At 64.0% G+C, this 13903-nt stretch carries 14 protein-coding genes; 9 read left to right on the top strand and 5 right to left on the bottom strand.

Translation table 11 applies throughout. The features are described 5' to 3' along the window. Window positions 1-5: 5 nt before the first annotated feature. Together AC1DOX_RS28705 and AC1DOX_RS28710 are read right to left on the bottom strand one after the other, a co-directional pair. Window positions 6-869 carry a branched-chain amino acid ABC transporter permease gene (locus tag AC1DOX_RS28705; RefSeq protein WP_441623698.1) on the bottom strand — a complete coding sequence of 288 codons (864 nt, stop codon included), beginning with the start codon at window positions 867-869 and terminating at the stop codon, window positions 6-8. A gap of 93 nt (window positions 870-962) precedes the next feature. Continuing rightward, window positions 963-1091: a hypothetical protein gene (locus AC1DOX_RS28710; protein ID WP_441623700.1), complete on the bottom strand. Its 129-nt coding sequence runs from the start codon at window positions 1089-1091 to the stop codon at window positions 963-965. A 795-nt stretch (window positions 1092-1886) separates the two neighbouring features. Between AC1DOX_RS28710 and AC1DOX_RS28715 the strand changes: the two genes are divergently transcribed. The 3 genes from AC1DOX_RS28715 to AC1DOX_RS28725 are packed head-to-tail and all read left to right on the top strand — an operon-like array spanning window position 1887 to window position 4762. Further along, entirely contained in the window at window positions 1887-2666 is a 780-nt protein-coding gene (locus tag AC1DOX_RS28715; protein WP_441623702.1) for an acetoacetate decarboxylase, read from the top strand. Between the two features lie 19 nt (window positions 2667-2685). After that, on the top strand, window positions 2686-3468 hold the full coding sequence (locus AC1DOX_RS28720) for a 3-hydroxybutyrate dehydrogenase (protein WP_441623704.1): 783 nt from the start codon (window positions 2686-2688) through the stop codon (window positions 3466-3468). Window positions 3469-3481: 13 nt separating this feature from the next. Next, a complete protein-coding gene (locus AC1DOX_RS28725) occupies window positions 3482-4762 on the top strand; it encodes a DUF3734 domain-containing protein (RefSeq protein ID WP_441623706.1) in 1281 nt (426 codons plus the stop codon). Between the two features lie 72 nt (window positions 4763-4834). On the opposite strand, the gene AC1DOX_RS28730 is transcribed toward AC1DOX_RS28725, so the two are convergent. Then, window positions 4835-5836: a tripartite tricarboxylate transporter substrate binding protein gene (locus AC1DOX_RS28730; RefSeq protein WP_441623708.1), complete on the bottom strand. Its 1002-nt coding sequence runs from the start codon at window positions 5834-5836 to the stop codon at window positions 4835-4837. Between the two features lie 105 nt (window positions 5837-5941). Next, window positions 5942-6628 (bottom strand): TetR/AcrR family transcriptional regulator, encoded by a 687-nt coding sequence (locus AC1DOX_RS28735; RefSeq protein ID WP_441623710.1) that lies wholly within the window; start codon window positions 6626-6628, stop codon window positions 5942-5944. Window positions 6629-6911: 283 nt separating this feature from the next. Here AC1DOX_RS28735 and AC1DOX_RS28740 point away from each other — a divergent pair, with 283 nt between their 5' ends. The 6 genes from AC1DOX_RS28740 to AC1DOX_RS28765 all read left to right on the top strand — a co-directional run bounded on the left by AC1DOX_RS28740 (window position 6912) and on the right by AC1DOX_RS28765 (window position 13727). Continuing rightward, complete coding sequence (locus tag AC1DOX_RS28740) at window positions 6912-7676, top strand: enoyl-CoA hydratase/isomerase family protein (RefSeq protein WP_441623712.1); 765 nt, start codon at window positions 6912-6914, stop codon at window positions 7674-7676. A 2-nt stretch (window positions 7677-7678) separates the two neighbouring features. Then, on the top strand, window positions 7679-8914 hold the full coding sequence (locus AC1DOX_RS28745; protein WP_441623714.1) for a CaiB/BaiF CoA transferase family protein: 1236 nt from the start codon (window positions 7679-7681) through the stop codon (window positions 8912-8914). Further along, window positions 8904-10223, top strand: coding sequence for a fumarylacetoacetase (gene fahA / locus AC1DOX_RS28750; protein WP_441623716.1), 1320 nt, complete (start codon window positions 8904-8906; stop codon window positions 10221-10223). The genes AC1DOX_RS28745 and fahA overlap by 11 nt, the downstream gene beginning before the upstream one ends. 65 nt (window positions 10224-10288) lie before the next feature. Further along, the gene (locus AC1DOX_RS28755) at window positions 10289-11644 is read left to right on the top strand and encodes an MFS transporter (protein WP_441623718.1); all 1356 of its coding nucleotides are present in this window, start codon (window positions 10289-10291) and stop codon (window positions 11642-11644) included. A gap of 40 nt (window positions 11645-11684) precedes the next feature. Next, window positions 11685-12905, top strand: coding sequence for a CaiB/BaiF CoA transferase family protein (locus AC1DOX_RS28760; RefSeq protein WP_441623720.1), 1221 nt, complete (start codon window positions 11685-11687; stop codon window positions 12903-12905). Window positions 12906-12932: 27 nt separating this feature from the next. After that, a complete protein-coding gene (locus tag AC1DOX_RS28765) occupies window positions 12933-13727 on the top strand; it encodes a crotonase/enoyl-CoA hydratase family protein (RefSeq protein WP_441623722.1) in 795 nt (264 codons plus the stop codon). Window positions 13728-13787: 60 nt separating this feature from the next. On the opposite strand, the gene AC1DOX_RS28770 is transcribed toward AC1DOX_RS28765, so the two are convergent. Continuing rightward, a complete protein-coding gene (locus AC1DOX_RS28770) occupies window positions 13788-13898 on the bottom strand; it encodes an IS3 family transposase (protein ID WP_441618306.1) in 111 nt (36 codons plus the stop codon). Between the last annotated feature and the right edge of the window lie 5 nt (window positions 13899-13903).

Here is a 13903-nt window from a genome sequence, read left to right on the forward strand (position 1 = left end):
GTTCCTCACGCGGCCTTGCCGGCAAACAGGCCCTGCGGCCGGATCGACAGGATGATCACCAGCAGCAGGAAGGCGATGATGTCCTTGTAGTCGGTGGAGATATAGAAGCCGCCGAAGCTCTCGGCCATGCCGATGATCAGGCCGCCCACGATGGCGCCCGGAATGCTGCCCATGCCGCCGAGGATGATGATCACGAAGGCCTTGGTGATGACCAGGTTGCCCATGCTGGGGTAGACCAGGTTGATCGGCGCGTAGAGCGTGGCGGCGATCGCGGCCAGCGCGCCGGAGATGGCGAACACCAGCAGCGTGACGCGCGTGGCATCGATGCCGACGAGGGCGGCGCCCTCGCGGTTCTGCGCCATCGCGACGATCGTGGAGCCCGTGACGGTGCGCGTCAGGAACAGATGCAGCAGGACCATCAGGCCGAAGGCCGCCACGATGATCAAGAGGCGCTGCATCGGCGCGGTCAGGCCGAACAGCTCGACCATCTGGCCGTAGGGCGTGGGCATGCGGTGAAAGTCCGCGCCCCACAACGCCTGCGCACCGGCTTCCAGGAACAGCAGGATGCCGATGGCGGCAATCATGTCGTGGATCTCGGGGGCGTTGCGCAGCGGGTGGAAGACCAGGCGGTCGGCCAGCATCGACAGCACGGCGACCACCGCCGCCGCGCACAGCATGGCCAGCCAGTAGTTCAGGCCGAGCGCGGTCATCGCGTAATACGACACATAGGCGCCGGCCATGTAGAAGGCGCCGTGCGCGAAGTTGGGTACGTGCAGGATGCCGTAGACCAGCGTCAGTCCGAGCGCGACGAGGCTATACACGCCGCCGAGCGTCAGACCGTTGAGAAACTGTTGGAAGAACAATGCCACGGGGAAGCCTCGTACAGTTCACGAAACAGGGTGCGCGCCGGCGCAAGGCCGGGGCGCGACAGGGCACCGCCGCGAGGGACGGCGCCGGCGATCTCAGATGGAGGTCTGGCGGTGAAGTGTGGCGGCCAGTGCGCCGATGTCCGGCGCGATGGGGGCGATGGCCGCGCGGTCGGGGCGTCGCACAGGGATATGGCGTGCTGCGGCGTGACGGGTGTCCTGCATATTGCTGTCTCCTTGCGTTGCGGCGCCGTGACGGCGCCCTCGCTTTCTCCAGGTGCCCTGGTATGACCGTGGCCCGGTGACGCCGTGTCATGTCGCCGGCATCGGGGCCAGCGTTCTCGCACGATCGTTCGTTTTCATTTTCGGCGACTTTTGCATAGCGCTTCGGCCAGCGTCAAGCGATCGGGCGTAGTATTCCGCAGAGCGAAATACGCATGCCGCGCCAGGCCTCGGATCGTCCGAGTATTCCCTGATTTCAGCGTGCAAGTCGCACTGGGTCACGCCTATTTACAGCGCGTATGACGCCTATGTGTTCGCTGCATGGGAGCCACGCGATCCGTGCACGGATGGCGTGTAAAGGCAGTCGAGGCGTCTGAAAAGCAAACCGGCGCCAGCGGATGCGCTGACGCCGATTTGCCAATTGGCGCTGCCAGCATCGGCAACTCCGTGCAGGCGCGAGGAGGAGTCAAGCCGATCCCGGCGTATATCGCGACGCGCTGTTGCGCATTTCGGCGCGGTAACAGCGCCGACCCCTGGATTCTGTGTTCGTTCCTTCCAAAAGTCGAAACACACATTTGTCGCTGTTCCGGTGTTGCTGCGTCCGGAAAAACCCTAGGATGCGTCCACTGCGTGGCAGTTGTCCGCCACCTCTACCTGCCCCCGTCCGGCCAGCAGGCCGGTCAATCCATCCTCGACGCGTCGTCCGGGCCGTGTGAGTGTCTTCACGCGCTGGCGTCGCTCGTCCCCGAAGGGCGCGTTGGGCGATCGGAGGGTTCTCATCGCACAAGGGAACGCATAGTGAAAATCGAAGATATCCGCCGCAACGCCTTTGCCATGCCGGTGTACAGCCCGTCATATCCGCGTCCGCCATTCCGGTTTCTGCAGCGCGAGTACTTCATCGTCTCCTATGAGACCGACCCGGACGCGCTACGTGCGGTGGTGCCCGAGCCGCTGACGCCTGCCGGCAACCTGGTTCACTACGAGTTCATTCGCATGCCGGACTCGTCCGGCTTCGGCAACTACACCGAAAGCGGCCAGGTGATCCCCGTCGTCGACGAGCAGGGGCGCAAGGGCAGCTACACACACGCGATGTATCTCGATGACGAGGGCCCCATCGCCGGTGGCCGCGAGATCTGGGGGTTTCCCAAGAAGCTGGGCTCGCCGCGCCTGTCGATCGACGGCCACGATACGCTGCTCGGGACGCTCGACTATGGCTCGCAGCGCATTGCCACCGGCACGATGGGCTTCAAGTTCCGCCCACTCGATCTGGCATCGGAGCAGAAGGCGCTCGCCGACACCCCCAACTACCTGCTGAAAGTCATCCCGCACGTCGACGGTTCGGCGCGCATCTGCGAACTGGTTCGCTTTCACCTGCGCGATGTGACGGTGCACGGCGCGTGGCAAGGCCCCGGCGCGCTCGAGCTGCATGCGCATGCGCTGGCACCCGTTGCCGACCTGCCGGTGCGCCGTGTGGTGGGCGCGAAGCATCTCATTGCAGACCTCACGCTCGATATCGGCGAAGTCGCTTTCGACTACCTCGCGCCGGCCGAGGCGCCGAAGCTGGTCGTCAACCAATAACCCACGGCAAGGAGCAACTATGTCATTGCAAGGAAAAGTCGCGCTTGTTACCGGCGCCGCCAGTGGTATCGGAGAACAATGCGCGCGCCAGCTGGCGAGTGAGGGCGCGGCGGTCGTCATCGCCGATCTGAATCTCGAGGCCGCCCGGAAGGTAGCTGAGTCGATCGTCGCCGACGGCGGCAAGGCCATTGCCGTGGCCATGGATGTTACAAGCGAAGACGCCGTCGACGCGGGCATTGATGAAGCCGTGGCAACGCTGGGCGGGCTGGACGTACTGGTCTCGAACGCCGGCATCCAGATCGTCAATCCGATCGAGGACTATGCCTTCGCGGACTGGAAGAAGATGCTGGCCATCCACCTCGACGGCGCGTTCCTGACCACGCGTGCGGCGATCCGGCACATGTACGCGTCGGGCAAGGGCGGTGCGATCATCTACATGGGTTCCGTTCACTCGCACGAAGCCTCGAAGCTCAAGTCGGCCTACGTCACGGCCAAGCACGGACTTCTCGGTCTGGCGCGCGTCGTGGCCAAGGAAGGCGGCCCGCGCGGCGTCCGTGCCAATGTGGTGTGCCCGGGCTTCGTCCGTACCCCGCTGGTCGACAAGCAGATTCCCGAGCAGGCCAAAGCGCTCGGCATTTCCGAGGCCGAGGTCGTCAGCAACGTCATGCTCAAGGAAACGGTCGATGGCGAGTTCACGACGGTCGCCGATGTGGCGCGCACGGTGTCGTTCCTGGCCGGCTTCGAATCGGCCGCGCTGACGGGGCAGTCGATCGTCGTCAGCCACGGCTGGTTCATGCAATAAGAGGAGGAGCCTAGTGCGCCGCAGTCAACGCAACACGTCTCATCAAGCCGAACCGCTGGTACTGCCGCCCTATGACGAGGTCGGCCTCGTTCTTCAGGGAGGCGGTGCGCTCGGCTCCTATCAGGCTGGTGTTTATGAAGGGCTGGCCCAGGCGGGGATCCATCCCACGTGGGTATCGGGTATTTCGATCGGCGCCTTGAACACGGCGATCATCGCCGGCAATGCTCCCGATGATCGCGTGGAAGCGCTACGCGGATTCTGGGAGACCATCAGCCTTCCGCCGGACGTCATTGGCAAGGCCGGTGCCTGGCTGCCGGCGGCATTCGGATTCCAGGACGTCGCGCGCAAGTGGTCGAGCATGTGGGCCGCCGGCCGCGCGCTGATGGAGGGCCAGCGGGGCTTTTTCCTGCCGCGTTCCCCGCTGCATGGCATCGGCAGCCAGGGCGGCGGCCCGAGCCAGGTGAGCTTCTACGACACCAGCGCACTGCGCGCCACGCTGCTGAAGTACGCCGATTTCGATCGCATCAACGATGGCGACATGCGCGTCTCCGTCGGCGCGGTCAATGTGCGGACCGGCAACCTCGTGTACTTCGACAATACGAAAATGCGCCTCGAGCCGGAGCACTTCATGGCATCGGGCGCGCTCCCGCCGGGCTTCCCGGCCGTCGAGATCGACGGCGAGTTCTACTGGGACGGCGGACTCGTCTCCAACACCCCGCTTACCGAGATCGTGCGCGAATCCCAGCACAAGGACACGCTCATCTTCCAGGTGGACCTGTGGAGCGCGAGCGGGGCGCTGCCGGGCAACTTCCTCGATGTCTCCGAGCGGACCAAGGACATCCAGTACTCAAGCCGGACCCGTGCCATCACCGCGTTCATGGAAGGCCGCCAGAAGCATGCGCGGCTGATCAAGGAACTGCTGGAGCACGTGCCGAAGTCCGTCCGTGAGACGCATCCGCTGATGCGCGAGGCGCAGCACATTGCGGATGGCAGCGCCGTCAACGTCGTGCACCTGATCTACCGGAACAAATTCTTCGAGGGTCATTACAAGGACTTCGAATTCAGCGCGGACACCATGAGCGAGCACTGGACGAGCGGGCTGGACGATATCCGCGACTCGCTTGCCCGTCCCGAGTGCCTGGCGATTCCAAGCCACGACGTCGGCTTCGTGACGCACGACGTGCATCGCATCGACGCCCCGGCGCTGACGGGCTCCGGTCCACTCGACACGGCGACAGGCACGTCCGCGATGAACATCATCGACAACCTCCCTGCGGAACCAACCACCGTGTGACACGGGTCGCTTGAGCGGGGATGGTGGCTTGTCACATCCCCGATCCGTCGTGAAGGCACTTCCAATGCCCTGTTACTGGGGGCCGATCTTGAGGTTTTGTGCGATACGCGTGAACTTCGTATGCTCGCTTTTCAGGAAAGACTGGGCTTGAGCCACCGTCATCGGCTCAAGGGTCCTCTGGAGGTTGGTTTCCACACGAGTGCGATTCTCGGGGCTGACTATCCACGCATTCATTGCCTGGTTGAGGCGAGTGATCAACGGTTCGGGGGTATCCGGCGGAGCGAGCACCGCGGCCCATTGGCTATGCTCGAAATCCTGGAGTAGTCGACTTTCGGCGATTGCCGGCACATCAGGCAATGACGGATTGCGCCGTTTGCTTGCCACGCCAATCGGCTTGAACCGATTGGTCTTGATCATCCCGAATGTGGGGCCGCCCATGGGCATGAAAGTCAGGTCGACTTGCGCACCGGCGATGTCATTGGTGACTGGCGCCGCGCCCTTGTAAGGCACCTCGAGAAGCTGGATTCCTGCTCGGGCCTGAAAGTCCGCAGCGACCAGATGAGGTGCCGAGCCGGGGCCCCAGTGTGCAATGGATAGCTTGCGATTCGCCGGGTTCTTCGCATAGGCAATGACTTCGTCGACATTCCTGAATGACAGGGATGGGTTGGAAACCAGGATGAAATCCGACATTCCAGTCAGGCCAAGAAGCTTGAAGGTGTCGGGACGATACTTGGCAGTTGCCACAGTGAGCGGCGCAACAATGAAGTCAATACCCGTCGTACCCAGAAGCGTATAGCCATCGCTCGGACTCCGAAGTACGTTCATTGCACAGATGGAGCCACTCGCTCCCGGCAGGTTGTCCGCAAGGACGTTTTGCCCGAGGTCCTTCTGCAATACGACTGCCGCCGCCCGAATCGAAGCATCCGCAGGCCCCCCTGCCGGAAAGGCAACCTTGATCACGACTGGCTTGCCTGGATACCGGGACTCGGCCCGGAGGATGGATGGATACCAGAGGGCTGGCGCCGATCCGATCGCAGCTTGCAGCAATCGTCGCCGAGTCCATTGAGCGGTCATGGTCGTGTCTCCTTGTCATTGGTATGCGACCATGTTAGCAATGTTAACTTGAAATGCCAAAAAATATTTGAGCCGCGTGTTGCGAGCAGTCCGCGGTGTGCGCCTCTAAGCTGAAATGTGCTTCCGTGAGGCAGGCAGCTGATCGACGATCTTCTTGAGGTGATCGGGGCCGCTCACCACCGAGGACAGGAACAGTTCGATAGAGAACTCAATCATCTGTTCAACCCGGATCGGAAGGTCTGACCTCGGCACGCGGTCGGACAGAATCAAGGTGGCGAGCCCGTGTTCCATGCTCCAGGCAGCGTGGGTAACCAGCGTGAGAGATCGCTTTGGCCAACCGTTCTCCGCCGCAACCTTCTCGATGGATGATGCGAAGAGGCTGAAGGACCTCGTGTTCTGCTCGGTCAGTTCAGGGTACGAGTCGCGCGCTACCAGGCGCGGCCCGACCATCAGGTTGAACAATCCCTTATGGCGTTTTGCGAACTCGACATAGGTTCGCATCATGCGGTACGCCGTGGACATGGGCGTATCAGCTGCCGCCAGGATCTCCAGACGCAAGGCAGCCAATTCGCGAAATCCGTCGGCTGCAATGGCAGCGAGGAGTCCTTCCTTGCCAGCGAAATGCCGGGATGGTGCGGCCTCGGAAACGCCGACGGCGCGCGCCAGGTATCGAAGGCTCAATTCCTTCGCGCCGATCTCCTCAAGCGCGCGACGCCCCTCGGCAACAAGCGCATTGCGGAGGTTTCCGTGGTGGTAAGGCGCTGCGGCAGGGGCGGAAGATTTGGCAGTCACGATGTCGAGAGTTGAGTTCGCCGGAGTTGCAGATTATAGGCGGCCGCACCCGGCGAAGCACGAGATCCACCTGCACGACGGCCTTGATGCGGGACCGGGAGCGAGAGCAGGCAAGGCGTTCACTCGCAGCTTCCCACGATTCCCCCGGGAATACCCTCATGGCGATCTATGTTAACAGCGTTAATATACATCGTCATGACACCGACCCGCGTGTGCGACGGCGTCGTGAAACCGATCATGAACAACCGCCGGCGCAGTCCGGCCTTCCATGCAGGACAAGAAAATGAGCACTGTCACGTTTGAAAAGGACGGCGCCGTTGGCGTCGTCACGATGGCGAAGCCGCCGCACAACCTGATCGAGGACAACTTCCTGAAGGATCTCCTGGGTGCTTACAACAACGCAGTAGAGCAGGGCTGCCGCGCGATACTGCTACGCAGCGGCATGCGCCACTTCTGCGCCGGCGCGGATGTGGCCGGTTTTGCGGGTGGCGGGCGCCGACGCGACCAGCCTGCCTTTGAGGCCTTGCTCGACGCACTGGAGAACGTGCCGATTCCCACCGTGGCCGCGGTTCATGGGGGAGCACTCGGCGGTGGTGTCGAACTCGCGCTGACCTGCGACATGATCGTCGCCGCGGATACGGCATTTTTCGGCATGGCCGAGGCATCCCTCGGTCTGCTACCGCTGCTGGGCGGCGTCCAGCGCGTCGTGCAGCGAGTGGGACCCGCACGCGCCAAGGAACTGGCCATGTTCGGTCGCCGGCACGACCCCGCAGTGCTTGAGCGCTGGGGCCTGATCAACCTTGTCACCGCCGAAGCCGATTTGCCTGCGGTGTCCATGTCGTGGGCGCGCCAGTTGGCGGCCGGCCCCACCGTGGCGCTTCGGGGCATCAAGCAGCTCGCCAATCATTCGGCGCGCAGCGGCATTGCCGGCGCGGATGCCCACCAGACCGAAATGAACAACATGATGTGGGCGAGCGCCGACCAGAAGCGCGGGCTTGAGTCTTTCGCGAAGTCCGGTCCGGGCTCTGCAGTATTCGAGGGGAACTGATCATGGGCGCTCCACTGGAAGGACTGAAAGTCATCGACTTCACGCGGGTGCTTGCCGGTCCCCTCTGCACGAAGACATTGCGCGACCTGGGCGCCGACGTGACCAAGATCGAGCCGCCCGGCGGCGACACCGGGCGCGGCGGCGTGCCGCACATCGGTACGATGTCCGTGTACTACGCGCAGCAGAATGCGGGCAAGCGGAATCTGAGTCTTGACCTGAACTGGCCCGAGGCACGCGAGATCGTGATCGACATGTGCCGCGAAGCCGATATCATCGTCGAGAACTTCCGGCCCGGAACGCTCGCCCGTTTCGGCCTTGGGTATGAGCAGGTGCGCGAGTTCAATCCGGCCGTCATCTATGTCTCGATGAGCGGGTACGGACAAACGGGGCCGTGGAAGAATCGCCCTGCATTCGCGCCGACCGTGCAGGCCGAAACCGGTCTTACCGATATCCTGCGCGAGCACTACGGTTTCGACGGCGACGCGTTGCGCAACGATGCCTGCAGCCACGCGGATGTCTATACGGGGCTGCACGGCGTGATTGCCGTGCTTTCGGCATTGCAGCATCGACACAGGACCGGCGAAGGTCAGCATGTCGACGTATCGATGGCGGCCACCATGCTGGCCGTCAACGAGCGCGCGGGTGCGCAGCTCTCGGGGGTCGACACGCAAGGCGAGCCGCCCGCGCTGAGCGCGCCCGAGTCCCACATCTTCCAGCTGCCGGACGGACGCCAGGTGACGATCGCCGCCAGCCCGATCTACTCGCCGATGTTCATCCGCTATTGCTCGATGATGCGCCGGACAGACCTGCTGTCGGACCCGCGCTTTGCCAGTGCGCCGCTGCGCAGGCAGAACCTGGATGCGCTGCTTGCGGAAGTCAGGGCGTGGATTCTCACCTTCAACGACCTCGACGAACTGCAGGCCCAGGTCAGCGAGCAGGGCCTTGCCATCGGTGTGGTGCGCACCACGAGCGAACTCGCGGAGTCGGAGTGGGCGGAGCACTGGGGTGCCATCGTGGAAATCGACGACCGCATCGGCGGAACGATGCGGATGCCTGGCCCCCCGTGGCGATTCAGTACGGCAACGTTGCCAGCTCCGGGCGTTCCTGCCTTCCAGGGCGAGCACAACATCGAACTGCTGACGGAGCGCGAGATCGACCCTGACACGATCCAGTCGTTGCGCAAGCGACGCATCCTGCTGAGCCGAAAGAGTCTGCGCGGAGAGTTCGATGAAGCTTGATCACACGCACGAGGTTGCCGCGCGCAGCTGGCTCGAATCGGCCAATCAGGACGGTACGCCGTTTCCGCTGCAGAACTTGCCGTTTGCCGTGTTTCGACGTGCAGATAGTGGGGAAGCCTTCCGTGGCGGCGTGGCGCTGGGTAACCAGGTGATCGATCTCGCAGCCATGGTACGAACCGGCGTGCTGACGGGGCTCGCCGAACAGGCCGCGCGCGCGTGCGCACAGTCGACGCTCAATGACTTCTTTGCCATGGGGCCGGTCGCGTGGCGGGCGCTGCGCCACGCGCTGTTTGATGGCTTCGATGCGCGCAACAAGGTTGGAAGCGACTTGCTCAAGACCGCTCTGGTGCCGCAGGCTGAGGCCGAGTATGGCGTGCCCGCGCAGATCGGGGACTACACGGATTTCTACACCTCGATCGACCACGCCCGCAACATTGTAAAGCTGCTGCGCCCGAATGGCTCGCTTTCGCCCAACTTCCAGTGGATGCCGGTCGCGTATCACGGCCGCGCGTCGAGCATCGGGCTCTCCGGCCAGAGAGTCCGGCGACCCGTCGGCCAGCGCGTGCCGGTCGGACAGAGCCAGCCCGAACTGGGAGCGTGCGCCCGGCTCGACTACGAACTGGAGCTGGGAATCTTCATCGGTGTCGGAAACGAGCAGGGCACGCGCATTCCGGTCGGCAAGGCGGAAGAGCATGTTTTCGGCCTCTGCATCCTGAACGACTGGTCGGCGCGAGACATCCAGTCCTGGGAATCGACGCCGCTCGGGCCGTTCCAGGCGAAGAATTTCGCTACGACGATCTCCCCGTGGATCGTCACGATGGACGCGCTGGCACCGTTCCGCGCAGGCTGGAGCCGGCCGCACGCTGATCCGCAACCGCTGCCTTACCTGGTGTCACCCTTGATGTTCGAGCAGGGCGCGATCGATATCCAGCTGGAAGTTGCGGTCGAGTCGGCCGCCCAGCGGCGCGGCGGCATTCCGCCGACACGGCTCTCGCGCACGAGCTTTCGCCACCAGTACTGGACGGTCGGGCAGATGGTCGCGCACCACACCGTCGGCGGCTGCAACCTGCGCAGCGGCGACCTGCTGGGCAGCGGCACGATTTCCGGCCCGACGCCGGCCGAGGCAGGCGCGCTCATCGAACTCACCCGTGCGGGGCAATCGCCGGTGCAGCTGGATTCCGGCGAGACACGCTCTTTTCTCGAGGACGGCGATGCGGTGGTGATGACGGGCTGGTGCGAGCGGCCCGGCTATGCGCGCATCGGCTTCGGCGAGAACCGTGGGGAAGTCATTCCCGCTGAATGGGCATGAGGCGGGTGGAAGTGTCAGGCGACTCCGGTAGAGACCCGGGGGCGCCAGAGTCAGGAGTTAGGGTGATGACTACGCAATTCAAGGCGGAAGCGCCGGCCTTCGATACCGACGCGGACGCCGCATTGCGCAAGGCATATCGGACCTCGGAATGGCGCATCCTGCCGATCCTCTTTGGCCTGTGGATGCTGGCCTGGGTTGACCGGGCGAACGTGGCGTTCGCGAAGCTGCAGATGGCGCCGGACCTGGGCTTTAGCGAGACCGCGTACGGATTTGGCGCCGGCCTGTTCTTTCTGGGCTACGTGCTGCTGGGCGTGCCCAGCGCGATGGTCCAGCGTCGCGTGGGCGCGCGGCTGACCATTTCCGTGATCGCGCTCGGGTGGGGCGCGACCAGTGTCGCGATGATGTTTGTCCATTCGGCCGGCATGTTCTATGCGCTGCGCCTGCTGCTGGGCGCCTTCGAGGCAGGCTTCTATCCCGGCGTCATCCTGTACCTGAACCAGTGGTATCCCACGCAGCGCCGCACGCGCAACTTCAGCATCTTCCATTCGGCGGCGATCTGCTCGACGGTCGCGGTGGGAATGACCGGTGGCTTCGTGCTCGACCATATGAGCGGCTTGCTCGGCGTGGCAGGGTGGCGGTGGATGTTCCTCGTGCAGGCCGTGCCGACGATGATTCTCGCCGGGGTCGCTTTCAGGGTCCTTCCAGATGGGCCGGCGACGGCGCGATGGCTGTCGGAAGGGCAGCGCCGGCTGATCCTGGCGGACCTGGCGCGTAGTGCCAGTCAGGCGATCTCGCCGACAGGCAAGCCGGTATCGCTGCTCGCCAATCCGATGACATGGGTGCTCGCCGCGGTCTACTTCGGCATTCTGGCCGCCAACTCGGCGCTGAGCTTCTTTACGCCGACGATCCTCCACGATGCGGGATTCGGCGGTTACAGCGCTATCGGCGGGGTGATCGCGGCGATCTGCCTGCTTGGCGCCATCGGCAATATCGCCTTTTCGAGTGCGGTCAGCCGCTTTCGTGACAGCCGCCTCGCCTGCGCGATCGCGTCGGTGGTCAGCGTCGCAAGCATTCTGGCGCTGCCGGCCATCTGGCACAGCCGGCCCGGGACGTTCCTCACGCTGGTACTTGCGCTTGCCGGCACCGGCGCAGGGATCTCGCTGTTCTGGCAGATTCCGGTGCGTTTCATGGACGAGGCGACCGCCGCGCTGGGCGTGCCACTGATCAGCTCGGTGGCCAACGTCGCCGGCTTCCTGACACCATGGCTGATCGGATACCTGCGCGACATGTCCGGCACCTACAGCGGCGGCTTTCTGACGGCAGCCAGCGCACAGGCACTTGCCGCAGCCCTGCTCATCACCGGCATCCCGCTTGCGCTTCGGCATCTCGTCGCCCAGGCGCCAGGGTCGAAGCGCGCCTGAAACACGATTACCGCATTACCCCAACGACAGGAGAATCCGCATGGGTGCATTGGACCATATCCGCGTGCTCGATCTGACACGCGTGCTGGCGGGGCCCTGGTGTGCACAGACGCTCGCCGATTTCGGTGCCGACGTCATCAAGATCGAGCGCCCGGGCGCGGGAGACGATACACGCCAATGGGGGCCGCCGTACTTCACGACACCGGACGGCACGGCCACGCGCGAAGCCTCTTACTATCTTGCGGCCAACCGGAACAAGCGCTCGGTGACGGTCGATATCGGCACGCCGGAAGGGCAACGCATCGTGCGCGAGCTGGCGGCGCAGAGTGATGTCGTGCTGGAGAACTACAAAGTTGGCCAGCTGAAGAAGTATAGCCTCGACTATGCCTCGCTCAAGGCGATCAACCCGGCCCTGATCTTCTGCTCGATCACCGGTTTCGGGCAGGACGGCCCGTATGCCGCGCGTGCGGGCTACGACTTCATCGTCCAGGGCCTCGGGGGCTTCATGAGCATTACGGGCGAGCACGACAGCCAGGCCGGCGGCGGCCCGCAAAAGGCCGGCGTGGCGATTGCCGACCTGATGACGGGCATGTATGCGACCACGGCCGTGCTCGCCGCGCTGGCGCACCGCGACCGCACCGGCGAGGGCCAATGCATCGACATGGCGCTGCTCGATGTGCAGGTGGCGATGCTGGCAAATGTCGGCGCGAGCTTCCTGACCAGCGGGGCCGTTCCGAAGCGGTGGGGCAACGCGCACGCGAATATCGTGCCGTACCAGTCGTTCGAGGCGAGCGACGGCTGGATCATCGTGGCGGTCGGCAACGACGGTCAGTTCCGCAAGTTCGTCGAGATCGGTGGGCGAGCCGAGTTGGCGGATGACGAGCGATTCGCCACCAATCCCGCACGCGTCCGGAACCGCGACACGCTGGTCCCGATCCTGGCCGACATGGTTCGCACGCGCGACAAGCGTCAGTGGATCGCGCTGATGGAGGCGACCGGCGTCCCCTGCGGTCCGATCAATGATCTGGCGGAAGTCTTCGGGGATGAGCAGGTGGTTGCCCGCGGCATGAAGGTCGAGGTCGAACACCCGCTGGGTGGTTCGGTCGGGCTGGTGCGCAATCCCATCCGGATGAGCGCCACGCCGCCAGAGGCGAAGTCGGCGCCGCCCCTGCTGGGTCAGCATACCGAAGATGTACTGAAATCCCTGCTTGGCTATGAAGACGGCGCCATCGGGCGCCTGCGCGCCAGCGCTGTCATTTGATGATTCTCTGAAAACCGGAACAGCACCATGAGCTTCCTGCATTACGCACAGCGCGGCCACGTCGTTACGCTGACCATGAACGAGCCTGACCGGCGCAACCCGCTCACTGGCAATACGGCGGTGGACGAGTTCGTCGAAGCCATCGACCGGATCGAGGCCGATACCAGCGTGCGCGCTGTCATCGTCACCGGTGCCGGCACCGCCTTCTCGTCGGGCGGCAGCATCCGGGAAATGGAACGCCAGTCGTCGGGCGACGTCTCCGGAATGGAGATCAGGCGCGACTACCGGCGCGGCATCCAGCGCCTGCCGCTGGCACTGTTCAATCTCGAAGTGCCCGTCATTGCCGCCGTCAACGGACCGGCCATGGGTGCCGGGCTGGACCTCGCCTGCATGTGCGATATGCGCGTCGCCTCCGAGAACGCGCTTTTTGCCGAGAGCTTCGTCAAGCTGGGGATCATCCCGGGCGACGGTGGCGCGTGGTTGCTTCCGCGAATCATCGGCTTGTCTCGCGCTGCGGAAATGACGTTCACGGGACGCTCGATCGACGCCCGCAAGGCACTGGAGTGGAACCTGGTTTCGCAGGTGGTGCCTGCCGAGCAGTTGCTTGCCGCCGCCAACGAACTGGCTGACGCCGTGGCCGCCAACCCACCGCATGCGGTCCGCATGGCCAAGCGTCTGCTGCGCGAGGGCATGCACACGCGGCTGGATACCTTGCTGGAGTTGTCGGCCGGCTTCCAGGCGATGTCGCACCAGACGGCGGATCATCGCGAAGCCGTGTCGGCATTCCTGGAGAAGCGGAAACCGACCTTCAGCGGTAATTGAGTAACAGCGGACACGAAAAAGAGGCCCTGTGAACTGACCCCGTAAAGTTGGACGGGTAAGTTATGCGGCCAAGGGCTGAGTCCTGTATTGCACAGGGCTCAGCCCATTTAGCTTTAGCTTGATGCGGTCGTGATTGTAATACCGGATGTATTCGGCAATGCTGCGTCGCAGTTGGT

The organism is Cupriavidus sp. 01L415, assembly GCF_056400065.1.